The sequence below is a fragment of the Ferrovibrio sp. GW821-FHT12E11 genome, assembly GCF_058806975.1.
The window spans coordinates 1781283-1793517 of sequence record NZ_JBXAQG010000001.1 but is presented as its reverse complement, the minus strand read 5'-3'; the positions used below and the strand labels follow the sequence as shown (position 1 = coordinate 1793517).

Annotated in this window: 11 protein-coding genes; 9 read left to right on the top strand and 2 right to left on the bottom strand. The window is 61.3% G+C overall.

What is annotated here, in order from left to right:
* Positions 1 to 223 precede the first annotated feature (223 nt).
* The gene (locus tag AC1ROT_RS08865; protein ID WP_492998489.1) at positions 224 to 1141 is read left to right on the top strand and encodes a bile acid:sodium symporter family protein; all 918 of its coding nucleotides are present in this window, start codon (positions 224 to 226) and stop codon (positions 1139 to 1141) included.
* Positions 1142 to 1166: 25 nt separating this feature from the next.
* On the opposite strand, the gene nth is transcribed toward AC1ROT_RS08865, so the two are convergent.
* Positions 1167 to 1814 carry an endonuclease III gene (gene nth / locus AC1ROT_RS08860; RefSeq protein ID WP_492972579.1) on the bottom strand — a complete coding sequence of 216 codons (648 nt, stop codon included), beginning with the start codon at positions 1812 to 1814 and terminating at the stop codon, positions 1167 to 1169.
* 54 nt (positions 1815 to 1868) lie between these two features.
* On the opposite strand from nth, the gene AC1ROT_RS08855 reads away from it, so the two are divergent.
* The 5 genes from AC1ROT_RS08855 to AC1ROT_RS08835 all read left to right on the top strand — a co-directional run bounded on the left by AC1ROT_RS08855 (position 1869) and on the right by AC1ROT_RS08835 (position 7193).
* Positions 1869 to 2537 carry a ribonuclease T2 family protein gene (locus AC1ROT_RS08855; RefSeq protein WP_492998487.1) on the top strand — a complete coding sequence of 223 codons (669 nt, stop codon included), beginning with the start codon at positions 1869 to 1871 and terminating at the stop codon, positions 2535 to 2537.
* Positions 2538 to 2651: 114 nt separating this feature from the next.
* Entirely contained in the window at positions 2652 to 4826 is a 2175-nt protein-coding gene (locus tag AC1ROT_RS08850) for a methyl-accepting chemotaxis protein (RefSeq protein ID WP_492998485.1), read from the top strand.
* Between the two features lie 160 nt (positions 4827 to 4986).
* Positions 4987 to 5832, top strand: a complete 846-nt coding sequence (locus AC1ROT_RS08845) for a hypothetical protein (protein WP_492998483.1) — start codon at positions 4987 to 4989, stop codon at positions 5830 to 5832.
* Positions 5825 to 6235 (top strand): hypothetical protein, encoded by a 411-nt coding sequence (locus tag AC1ROT_RS08840; protein WP_492972583.1) that lies wholly within the window; start codon positions 5825 to 5827, stop codon positions 6233 to 6235. The genes AC1ROT_RS08845 and AC1ROT_RS08840 overlap by 8 nt, the downstream gene beginning before the upstream one ends.
* Positions 6236 to 6329: 94 nt before the next feature.
* Positions 6330 to 7193 carry a hypothetical protein gene (locus tag AC1ROT_RS08835; RefSeq protein ID WP_492972584.1) on the top strand — a complete coding sequence of 288 codons (864 nt, stop codon included), beginning with the start codon at positions 6330 to 6332 and terminating at the stop codon, positions 7191 to 7193.
* A gap of 19 nt (positions 7194 to 7212) precedes the next feature.
* Here the strand turns inward: AC1ROT_RS08835 and AC1ROT_RS08830 are convergent, their stop codons facing one another.
* Entirely contained in the window at positions 7213 to 7866 is a 654-nt protein-coding gene (locus tag AC1ROT_RS08830) for a glutathione S-transferase family protein (protein ID WP_492972585.1), read from the bottom strand.
* A gap of 182 nt (positions 7867 to 8048) precedes the next feature.
* On the opposite strand from AC1ROT_RS08830, the gene AC1ROT_RS08825 reads away from it, so the two are divergent.
* The 3 genes from AC1ROT_RS08825 to AC1ROT_RS08815 all read left to right on the top strand — a co-directional run bounded on the left by AC1ROT_RS08825 (position 8049) and on the right by AC1ROT_RS08815 (position 12233).
* Positions 8049 to 9239, top strand: a complete 1191-nt coding sequence (locus AC1ROT_RS08825) for a polyhydroxyalkanoate depolymerase (RefSeq protein ID WP_492998481.1) — start codon at positions 8049 to 8051, stop codon at positions 9237 to 9239.
* A 352-nt stretch (positions 9240 to 9591) separates the two neighbouring features.
* Complete coding sequence (locus tag AC1ROT_RS08820) at positions 9592 to 11043, top strand: class I SAM-dependent DNA methyltransferase (protein ID WP_492998480.1); 1452 nt, start codon at positions 9592 to 9594, stop codon at positions 11041 to 11043.
* Complete coding sequence (locus AC1ROT_RS08815) at positions 11040 to 12233, top strand: restriction endonuclease subunit S (RefSeq protein WP_492998478.1); 1194 nt, start codon at positions 11040 to 11042, stop codon at positions 12231 to 12233. The genes AC1ROT_RS08820 and AC1ROT_RS08815 overlap by 4 nt, the downstream gene beginning before the upstream one ends.
* Positions 12234 to 12235: the final 2 nt, after the last annotated feature.

Sequence of the window (12235 nt, the reverse complement as noted above, 5' to 3'; positions counted from 1 at the left end):
TGGCGTCAGCACGCTATCCAGCAGACCGCCGGCACAGCCGGAGGTAAGGCTGCATGGCCGCTGCTCGGGCAAGGCGTTCGTCCCCTTCATTTCTCCCTCTGCGCCGCTGCTTGCGGGCCGGGCCGGCATCCGGCGACAATGGTCGCCATCGCGACTCCGGCCAGTTTACCCCAGAATGCCGCAGCAAGCCGGGCGGAACAACCGTACCGGACAGAGAGGAAATATGACGGATTCGTCCATTGATGCGGTCCTGATCCAGATTAACGCCACCGGCCAGCTGGTCCTGGGGGGCGTTCTGGCCGTCATCATGTTCGGGGTGGCGCTGGACCTGCGGTTCAGCGATTTTGCCGATGTCCTGCGCCGGCCGCTGGCGCCGTTTTCGGGCCTCGCCGCCCAGCTGCTGGTGCTGCCGGCCGTCACCTGGGCCATCACCATGGTGATGCAGCCGGCCCCCAGCATCGCGCTGGGCATGATGGTGGTGGCGGCCTGCCCGGGCGGCAATCTGTCCAATCTGCTGACTCATATGGCGCGCGGCAACACCGCGCTGTCGGTCAGCATGACCGGCATTTCCAGCATCCTCGCCGTGGTGACCACGCCGCTGAACATTCTCTTCTGGGCCTCGCTCAATCCTGCAACCGCCGTGCTGCTGCGGCAGGTGAGCATCGAACCGGTCTCCTTCATCGGCTCCACCGTCATGATCCTCGGCATTCCGATGGTCGCCGGCATGCTCACCGTACGCTACTGGCCCGGTGCTGCTGCCCGGTTGCGGCGGCTCTTCCAGATTCTCTCACTGTTGTTCCTGGTCGTGTTCATCGCCGCCACCGTGGTGGCGAATGGCCGGCATCTGGGCGTCTTCCTCACCCAGATCCTGCCGCTGGTGGTGCTGCATAACACTGTCGCTGTCCTGCTGGGCTGGGCAGCGGCGCGAGTCTGGCGGCTCAGCGCCTTCGACACCCGTGCCATGACCATCGAGGTCAGCATGCATAATTCCGGCCTGGGCCTGGCGCTGATCCTCAATCATTTCGATGCGCTCGGCGGCGCGGCGCTGATCGCGGCCGGCTGGGGCGTATGGCATATTGTGTCGGGCTGGGCGCTCGCCGCATGGTGGAAGCGCCAGGATCAGCGGGCTGGTTTTGCCTAGGCAGGGATTGCCATGCTGCCTCAGGTTAAGTTTCGTCCGGTGCTTTCGTCTTCGGCTTGAAGGCGCAGTCGACGGCGACGATGCAGCGCCAGCAGTCCGGCTTGCGCGCCTTGCAGATATAACGGCCGTGCAGGATCAGCCAGTGATGGGCATGCTGGACATATTTTTTCGGCACGGCCTTTTCCAGCGCCAGTTCCACATGCAGCGGCGTCTTGCCCTTGGCCAGGCCGGTGCGGTTGCCGACCCGGAAGATATGGGTGTCGACGGCAATCGTCGGCTCGCCCCAGATCACGTTCAGCACCACATTGGCGGTCTTGCGGCCGACGCCGGGCAGCTCTTGCAAAGCGTCGCGGTCGCGTGGCACCTCGCCGCCATGGCGTTCGATCAGCAGCTTCGACAGCGCGATCACATTCTTGGCCTTGGTGTTGAACAGGCCGATGGTCTTGATGTGTTGTTTCAGTCCGTCTTCGCCCAGCTTCAGCATGGCCTGCGGCGTGGTCACCGTCTTGAACAGTTTCTCGGTCGCCTTGTTGACGCTGACATCGGTGGCCTGGGCCGACAGCGCCACGGCGACCAGAAGCGTATACGGGTTGACGTATTTCAGCTCGGTCTGCGGCGCCGGATCGGCGGCCGACAGCGTGGCGAAGAAATGTTCGATCTGGGCAGGCTTCATGAACGGGTGATGGGGCTTGGCAGACGCGGGCTGGTCAGTGATCTTTAGACTGCCATGAAAGCCTTTAGCAAGCTCGCCCTGCTGCTGTTGCTCCTGTCTGCCCTGCCGTCTGCGGCCGCGGCGCAGGAGCAGTGCCGCCTGCCGTCCCGCATCGAGGCCGCGCCCTGTCCTGCGGCGGGCCGCGAGGAAGCGCGCGGGGTAAAAGGCGATTTCGACCATTACGTGCTGAGCTTCAGCTGGTCGCCGGCCTTCTGCGCCGGGCCGGGGGGCAACCGGGCGACGCTGCAATGCCGCGACAACCGCTTCGGCTGGGTGGTGCATGGCCTGTGGCCGCAATACGCAGACCGGCGCGCCGGCCAGCGCTGGCCGCAATATTGCGGCCGGGCCGATCTCGTGCCCGAGCCGGTGCTGCGCCGGCATCTCTGCACCTCGCCCGATCCGCGGCTGATGCAATGCGAATGGGCCAAGCATGGCAGCTGCAGCGACTTCGCCGACCCGGCCGGCTATTTCGAGGCCATCGAAAGGCTGCGCGCCCGGCTCACGCTCCCGGAGCCGCAAAGCGGTCTGGGCACCGCCGCTTTCGAAAGCGCGGTGATGGCGGCCAACGCCGCCGCCGGACTGGAGCGCCGTCATCTGCAGGCTGTCGGCGGACCCGACGGCATCCGCGAGTTGCGGGTCTGCGTCAGCCGCGATCTCGGCCGGTTCATCCCCTGCCGGGGCTGAATCCCGGAACTTGTGCGCGAATAAAAGACAACTGAAATCCCCCATCGCTATTGTCGGCCTGCAGACAATCGTATGAAATCCACCGGAGATAAGTGGAGTTTCTGGGGGGAAATCATGATTTTACAGCGCTCGATCGGTGCGCGGCTTATTGCCGCCATGCTGGGCATCACCTTTGCCGTCACCGCGGTCATCGCCAGTTACATGTTTATTAAGCAGGTGAGCTCGGCCGGGGAAGACCTGCGCGACGATTTGCAGGGCAAATACGAGGCGGTGCTGGAAGGCATCGATTTCGAGGGTCGCACGGTTTCGGCGGTCAGCGCCACCCTTACCGGCCTCAGGCCGCTGCAGGAAGCCGTGGCCAGGGGCGATCGCGAGGCCGGCCTCGCGTTGCTGACCGAGAGCCTGAAGATCCTGCAGCAGCGTCAGGGCGTCGGCCTGATCACGGTGCAGACGCCGGCCGGCGTTGCCCTGTTGCGCGTCCATTCGCCGACCAACCACAGCGACAATGTGCTGAGCCGCCGCCAGACGGTGAAGCAGGCCATCGATACCGGCAAACCTCATACCGGCATCGAACCGGGCCGCGAGACGCTGAGCCTGTTCTCCTCCCATCCGCTGCTGCATGAGGGCAAGCTGGTCGGCGTGGTCGATACCGGCACCAATCTGAGCGCCGAATTCCTGCAGCGCATGAAGCGCCATCTGAATGTCGATCTCACCCTGCATCTGCTGACCGAAGACAAGCTGAATGTCTATGCCAGCACCTTTGCCGAGAAGACCACGGCAACCGAGGCCGAGTATCGCGCGGCACTCGGCGGCGCACAGTCGGTGAAAACCGCCACGTTCAAAGGCCGCCAGACCACCACGCTGTTGGCGCCGCTGAATAACTTTTCCGGCAAGGCCATCGCCGTACTCGAGATCGTCGCCGATACTGAACGTCAGGCTGCCGAACAGCGCCATGAGCTGCTGATTATCGGCCTGTTCACGCTGGTCACCCTGCTGCTCACCGCCGCTGTCGCCGTCTGGCTGTCGCGCGGTCTGAGCCGTCCGGTCACGGCGATGACGGAATCGATGCAGACTCTGGCCGCTGGCGATCTCGACCGAGAGATTCCGGCGCAGGATCGCGTGGATGAACTCGGCGCCATGGCGAAGGCCGTGCAGGTGTTTCGTGAACAGGCCCTCGAAAACCGTCGTATGGCGGCCGAGCGCGACAGCCAGCGCCAGGCGTACGAGGATCAGCGCAAGGCCCAGGAAGACGAACTGGATCGCTCCATCGGCGGCATCGTCGCGGCAGCGGCGGCCGGCGATCTGAGCCAGCGTATTGCTGTCGACGGCATGGATGGCGTGATGCGGCGCCTGGGCGATGGCGTGAACACCTTGGTCGCCACCACCGATGGTGCGCTGAAGGAACTGGGCACGGTGCTCGATCGCCTGGCCGAGGGTGATCTCAGTGGCCGTGTGCAGGGCAACTACGCCGGTGTCTTCGCCGGCCTGCAGCAGGCGACCAACAGCATGGCTGAGCGTATCTCGGAGGTCGTGCGCGGCCTGTCGCAGAATGCCGAAGCGGTGAATGCGGCGGCAGCCGAAATCTCGACCGGCAGCCAGGATCTGGCCAGCCGCACAGAATCGCAGGCTGCCAGCATTGAAGAGACGGCCGCCTCCATGCACGAGATCACGGCGACCGTGCGCCAGAATGCCGACAATGCCCAGGCGGCCAGCCAGCTGGCGGTGGTGGCGCGCGATGCCGCAGAAAAGGGTGGCGGCGTGGTGTCAAATGCGGTGACTGCGGTCAGTCGCATCGAGGACAGTGCCCAGAAGATTTCCGACATCGTGTCGCTGATCGACGAGATCGCCTTCCAGACCAATCTTCTGGCCTTGAATGCGTCTGTGGAAGCGGCGCGTGCGGGTGAGTCCGGCAAGGGCTTTGCCGTGGTCGCCCAGGAGGTGCGGGCGCTGGCCCAGCGTTCCGCCAATGCCTCGAAGGACATCAAGGCGCTGATCGCGGAATCCAACACCCAGGTCAAGACCGGTGCGGCGCTGGTCAACCAGACCGGCCAGTCGCTGACCGAGATCGTGGCTTCGATCAAGAAGGTGTCGGATATCGTGGCCGAGATCGCCGCCGCCTCGCGCGAACAGGCGACCGGACTGGATCAGGTCAATACGGCGGTCGGCAGCATGGACGAAATGACCCAGCGCAACGGCGCCCTCGTCGAGGAAACCTCGGCTTCGGCCCAGGCGCTCGCCGGTCAGGCCCAGGAGCTGGCCGGGCTGGTCGGGTTCTTCCGTCTCCGGTGATATCAGGCGGCCGGCAGCGGGGCTGCACGCTCCGGCTGCCGGTCTCCGGGCCGGTTCGCATTATTCGTGCATAACCATTACTAGTTTTTAATATACCAATATACAACCAAACCCCGTTACTCTGGCCCCAGGGTTAAGAGGCGTTGCCAGGGGTGGCAGAGTGAATCAGTCGAGCCAATCGGGACATCTGCGGCAGGAAACCCTGCGGCTGCTGGCTCAGGTCGAAAAGCAGGGCCTGGATATCGCGCGCGCCTATCAGGACGGCAGCGACGTGTCCGGCCGCTTCACCGATTTTCGCCGCTTCATCGAAAAGGTCGACCACTTCTACGTCTTCATCGATCTGGTGGAAGAACGCCTGCCGGGCTTCGACGACGACAAGCGCGCCGCGCTGAAGCGCCATCTGGCCGATATCCGCTGGCGCATCGTCATCGTCGAAGTCGATACGACGCAGATTTTCCTGGTGCGTATCGGTGAGTCCAGCCTGCCCTGGCCGCTGGGCAGCCGGCAGTTCCTGCAGCGCCGGCTCGAGCGCCTGGACGAGATTGACGCCTATTTCGATGCCTTCGGCGAGATCTATGAACTGCAGCCGCTGAGCGAGGCGATGGTGCGCGCGGTCAGCGGCCTGCTGAAGGCGCAGATTCCGCGGGCCACCGAACTGAACGACTTCACCGGCAGTGTGCTGGTACGGCCGGAAGAGATGACCGTGCAGCTCGACCGCGGTGGCGCCGCCCGTCGCCGCAGCCCGCCGCCGCTGCCCCAGCGTGCGCCGACTCCGCCCTTCCGGATACGCGAGATGGATGGCCGCTTCTATGCCGATCGCGATGGCATCGTGGCGGTGAGCGAAGCCTGCCGCGTGGCGCAGATGAGCCTCGATGATCTCGCCCGCCGGCTGGGCATGAGCCGGCCAAGCCTGGTGCTGCTGCTGAACGGCAGCGATCCGCTGGCGCGCGGCGCGGTGGATGAGATCCGCAGCTTCGTCAAAACCCATGGCGGCAGTTATGTCTGAGCGGGCCTCCCGCGCACCGAGTCAGCAGATCGCCTATGAGGTTGATGAGATCAGCCGCATCATCACCGTGGTTTATATCGGCGCGCTGACCGATGCCGATGTGCTGGATTTCTATCGCGGCCTGGTGGGCAGCAGGGCCGATGCATCCGATTACGATTTCCTGCTCGACATGCGCTACACCGACTGGGCGGCGCAGATCGAAACCATTGCCGGAATCGATGCCCTGTTCAGCGACGGCAGCCGCCTGGAAGCCCGCCGCATCGCCGTGGTTCGCAAGGACCATGCCGTTGCCTACGAGCGCGACAGCGCCCTGATCCGCCATGGCATCGGCAATCGCCGGATTCAGTATTTTGCCGCTCTGGATACCGGTCGCAACTGGCTGACCGGCCTGCCGCCAGTCTAACCTTTCGCTTACCGTAGACGGAAAGTTATCCCGGACAGGCCAGGATGAGCCTAGGGTGTCGGCATGACGGCTGACGGAATCGCGGAGCGGCAGAATGGCCCCCAAAGCAAATGACCTGCGTGCGGCGGCGCTGGCCCTGGTGAGCCAGGTGGAGCGCCAGGCCATGGACATTGCCCGCTACTACAACAATGGCGATGGCGTGGCCGACAGCTTTGTCAATTTCCGTACCCTGATCGACAAGCTGGACCAGTTCCATGTCTTTGTCGGCCTGGTGGAGAACCGGCTGGGCGATTTCGAACCCGAGAAACAGGCGGTGCAGGCGAAGAACCTGACCGATATCCGCTGGCGTCTCCTGCTGCTGGAGGTCGCCGCCACGCGCGGCTTCCTGGTACGCTTCATCGCCAGCGGCAAGCCCTGGCCGCTCGGCAGCAAGGCCTTTGTGGCGCGGCGCCAGGGGCGGCTGGACGAAATCACCGCTTTCCATGCCGATATCGGCCAGAAATACGATCTGCCGCTGCTGGATGCCGGATTGCTGCGCGAGGTGACCGATCTGCTGGAAACCCAGCTGGGCCTCAGCCGCGCGCTGGACGATTTCAGCGCGCCGGATTTTGCCGCCGGCCTCGACAGTTTCGCTCCGCCACCGCCACCGCCGCGCCGTGAACCGCCGCCCGTGCGCGTCGCCCCACCGCCCGCCACGGCACCGGTGGCCAGTGCCCTGCCGCCCAAGCGGCGCCTGAACACGCGCCATGAGGGCGACAATGTCTATATCGATGCCGAGGGTGCCTCGGTGGTGAACGACGCTTGCAAGGTGGCGAAGATCACGCTGGACGAGCTGGCCAGCCAGCTGGCGCTCAGCCGCTCGACACTGGTGCTGATGCTCAACGGCAGCGATGCCATCGAGAAAAAGCCGCTGAACCAGCTGCGCAACTTTGTCGGCCGCAATGGCGGCCTAGTATAGGGGCGGCCCGGTATAGGCCTCAGAACTCGACGTCGAGCTCGTCCAGATCCTCAGGTTCCGATTTTGCAGCGCCGATCCATTCCTGCATGATCGGCCAGGCCATCACGGTCTGGCAGTAGGCGGCGCAGGCCGGATCCAGCTTCACGTCATAGGTGAGGAAGCGGGTGCAGACCGGGGCATACATCGCATCGGCCACACTGGGCTTCGCCCCGAACAGCCAGGGGCCGCCGTAAGCCGTGAAGCAGTCGCGCCAGATCGTCACCACGCGCTCGATATCGGCCTGGGCCCCGGCCCAGACCTTGAAGCCCGGGTAATGCGCCTTCAGGTTCATCGGCAGGGCCGAGCGCAGATTGGAAAAGCCCGAATGCATCTCGCCCGAGATCGAGCGGCAATGGGAACGCTGCACCGTGTCGGTTGGCAATAATCCGGCATCGGGGAAGATTTCCCCTAGGTAAGCCGCGATCGCCAGGGTGTCCCAGACCGAGATGGCGCCATGGGTCAGCCGCGGCACCAGGAAGCTGGGCGAGAGCAGCAGAAGCTCGGCGCGGGTCGAGGGATCGTCGCTGGACAGCAGCTTTTCCTCGAAATCGAGCCCGGCCATGCGGCAGAGCAGCCAGCCGCGCAGCGACCACGACGAGTAGTTCTTGCTGCTGATGGTCAGTGTGGCCTTCATCCCGTCCGTCCCCCAGCCTTTGTCTGATACATATATCTCGCATTGCAGCGTAAACTGCATTAGCTTTTTTTGCAGATCGGAACGGCAGCCGTGGGGGAGTGCCGCCGGTCGGGGGCAGTAGGCCCCAAAACCCGCGGGGCCTGACGCTGCTTTATCTTGCTTACCAGACCCAGGCCGACCTGATGGCGCCCCTGCGCCAGCTGGCCTCCAGCGCCCTGCCGGGGCTGCAGCAGATGGCATCGATGAATCCGGGCCTGCGCGGCATCGCGGCCTATACCGAGATGGTGTCGCGTGCCGGCATCAGCCATGGCCGCCCGCCCTATAACATCGAGAGCGTCAAGGTCGGCAACCGCGAGGTGCCGGTGGTCGAGGAACCGGCCCTGGTGATGCCGTTTGGCACCCTGCTGCATTTCAAAAAGAACCTGGATGCCACCCAGTCGCATCTGGGGGTGCAGCCGCGCGTGCTGGTGATCGCGCCGCTGTCGGGGCATTTCGCCACCCTGCTGCGCGACACCGTGGCCACCATGCTGCCCGACCACGATGTCTACATCACCGACTGGCACAATGCCCGCGACGTGCCGCTCAGTGCCGGCCGCTTCGGCTTCGAGGATTATGTCGATCACCTGATCCATTTCCTCGAGATGATCGGGCCGGGCGCCCATATGGTGGCGGTGTGCCAGCCCTGCGTGCAGGCGCTGGTGGCGGCCAGCGTGATGGCCGAGAACAAGCACAAGGCGCAGCCGCGCTCGATGACCCTGATGGCCGGGCCGATCGACACCCGCCTCAATCCCACCAAGGTCAACACGCTGGCCAAGGAGCACCCGATCGAGTGGTTCAAGGAGAAACTGCTCTCCACCGTGCCGCCGGGCCTGCCGGGCGCGGGCCGCAAGGTCTATCCCGGCTTCATGCAGCTTACGGCCTTCATGAGCATGAACATGGACCGCCATGTGAAGGCGCATGTCGAACTGTTCGAAAACCTGTGGCGCGGCGATATCGCCCAGGCGACCAAGACCAAGGATTTCTACGACGAATATTTCGCCGTGCTCGACCTCGATGCCGAATTCTATATCGAGACGGTGCAGTGGGTGTTCCAGGAACACCGCCTGCCGCTCGGCACGCTCACCCATCGCGGCCGCGTGGTGAACCCGAAGGCGATCCGCAAGACCGCCCTGCTCACCGTGGAAGGCGAGCGCGACGACATCTGCGCCATCGGCCAGACGGTGGCGGCGCATGATCTCTGCACCGGCCTGAAGCCCTATATGAAGCGGCATCATCTGCAGGCCGGCGTGGGCCATTACGGCGTGTTCAGCGGCAAACGCTGGGCCAACCAGATCTATCCGTTGGTGAAAAACACCATCCTGGCGATGGAATAAGGCTTAAGTGCCTGAAGAGTCTGGGCCGCTGCGGTCCGGCCATGACCAATACGGGGCCAATTGGGTGCCAATTGCGGCCCATTGAGAGCCAGTTGAGGCCCATTCAGGGCCGATTGAGTCCCGTTCAAAGCCAATTCCGTCCCATGCAGAGCCGATCGAGTCTGATTGCGGCCAATCGGGTGGAGCAAGACGTATTCACGATGGGCAAGAGCGGCGACCCAACAGGATGAGTCGCATACAGACGTATTCTTCAAGAAATAAGAACAAAAGAAGAATATTGCAGACGGACCCCTTGGTCAAGTAAAACGCTTCGGCCCTTCATGATGACAACCAGCGTTTCAGGATTTTCAGCGTGTTCGAACAGGCCTTCAGGAATATCGATGATGTCCTCCGCAAGGAGGCCGGCTGCACCACCGAACTGGATTACACCGAGCAGACCTCCTGGCTGCTCTTCCTGAAATACCTCGATGCCCTGGAGCAGGAGCGGCATACGGTCGCCAAGATCGAGGGCAAGCCCTACAAGTTCATCCTCGACAAGCGCTATCGCTGGGAAAGCTGGGCGGCGCCGAAGGATAAAGCCGGCAAGCTCGATCACAACACGGCGCGCGCCGGCGACGACCTGATCGATTTCGTCAACGACGACCTGTTCCCCTATCTGCGTGGCTTCCGCGAGAAGGCGAGCGGACCGAATACCATCGAATACAAGATCGGCGAAATCTTCGCCGAGATCAAAAACCGCATCACCAGCGGCTATACCTTGCGCGAAATCGTCGACCAGCTCGATGGCCTGCGCTTCGGCTCGCAGGCCGAAAAGCACGAACTCTCCGATCTGTATGAATCGCGCATCCGCAAGATGGGCAATGCCGGGCGCAATGGCGGCGAATACTACACGCCGCGCCCCCTGATTCGTGCCATGATCAAAGTGATCGATCCCAAGATCGGCGAGCGCATCTATGACGGCGCCTGCGGCTCGGCCGGATTCCTATGCGAGGCCTTCGCATACCTGGATACCAAAGCGACCAAGACCAAGGACAAGAAAATCCTGCAGGAGAGCACCTTCTTCGGCAAGGAGAAGAAGTCGCTCGCCTATGTGATCGGCATCATGAATATGATCCTGCATGGCATCGCGGCGCCGCATATCCTGCACACCAACACGCTGGCCGAGAACCTCGCCGATATCCAGGCCAAGGATCAGTTCGATGTGATCCTTGCCAATCCGCCCTTCGGCGGCAAGGAGCGCGACGAGATTCAGCAGAATTTCCCGATCCGCACCGGCGAGACGGCTTATCTGTTCCTGCAGCATTTCATCAAGATGCTGAAACCCGGCGGCCGCGCCGCCGTGGTGATCAAGAACACGTTTCTGTCCAACACCGACAACGCGTCGGTCAAGCTGCGCGAGGAATTGTTGACCACCTGCAATCTGCACACTGTGCTGGATTGCCCGGCGGGCACGTTCCAGGGCGCGGGCGTGAAGACCGTGGTGCTATTCTTTGAGAAGGGCAGTAAGACTCAAAAGATATGGTATTACCAGCTCGATCCAGGTCGGAATTTGGGTAAGACCAATCCGCTCAATAACGACGATTTGGCTGATTTTATTTCGTTGCAGAGTGGTTTATCCGGTTCAGAGAAGAGCTGGAGTGTCGCCGTCGCAGCTATAGATTCAATGATGCTCGACCTATCGGTGAGGAATCCAAACGGTAAGGGAGATATCCAATATCGCAATCCTCAAGAAATTTTAGACGAAATCGCTGCGCTAGATGTGGACAGCGCGAACGTCCTTCGGAAAATTCGGGGATTGTTGTGAGTTTGAATTGGGCGACGAAGCCATTGGGTGACGTATGCCGTATTGTTGGCGGCGGGACACCGAGCAAGAACAAGGTCGAGTATTTTTTAGGGGATATCCCGTGGGCCACTGTCAGAGACATGCACTCCGATATTCTATCCGAAACCGAGCATTCGATAACTGAAGCGGCGTTAAAAAACAGCTCCGCGAAAGTCGTTCCCGCAGAGAGTGTTATTATCGCCACTCGTGTTGGGCTGGGGAAAGTTTGCTTAGCGGCGCAGGATACGGCAATCAATCAAGATTTGCGTGGTGTTATTCCGATTGACAAGAATTCATTGTCGGCAAAGTTTTTATTTTTTTGGTTTAAAAGTATTGCAGATCGGATTGTCGCGGCGGGAAGGGGGGCGACTGTACATGGCGTGACATTGCCATTCGTGAAGTCACTTCAAATTCCTTTGCCTCTGCGGTCGGAGCAAGAACGGATTGTTGGGATTCTTGAGGAAGCATTTGATTGGATAGATGCAATAAAAGCGAATTCAGAATCGAGTCTTAGAGATGCTTATGATCTTTATGATTCCTACATGAACCAGATGTTTTCTTCCTTCAGTGGGAAAGATTCTTCATTCGGAGAGCTAGCTACTTTCAGGAATGGCCTGAACTTCACTCAATCTAGCCGTGGAGAAACAGTAAGAATCGTAGGAGTGAAGGATTTTAAAAATAGGTTTTGGGTGGATTTCTTGAGCTTAGATAGCGTTACTATTAATGGCGGATTAGATGATAGTGACGTATTGGAGGAGGGCGACATACTTTTCGTTCGCTCGAATGGGAATGTCGAATTAATTGGGCGAAGTTTATTGGTGGGCGCTGTTGACGAGCGCATTGCTTATTCCGGGTTTACCATACGAGCACGGCTGAAAAATAAGAACGATGTGATGCCAAAGTATGTTTGCCATTATTTGAAGTCGTCTGTTCTGCGGCGAAAGATGGTGGATGGGGGTAATGGAGCAAACATCAAAAGCTTAAATCAGAGCACCCTCTCAAATTTGATTATTCCGCTCCCTTCCACCACAACACAGAAGAGAATTGTTGATTCGCTCGAAAAAGCTTCTGAGCAAATTTGGCACCTAAATTCCCTTTATAAACGCAAACTCATCGCCCTCGACGAGCTGAAGAAGTCCTTGCTGAGTCACGCCTTCAGCGGCAATCTGTGATG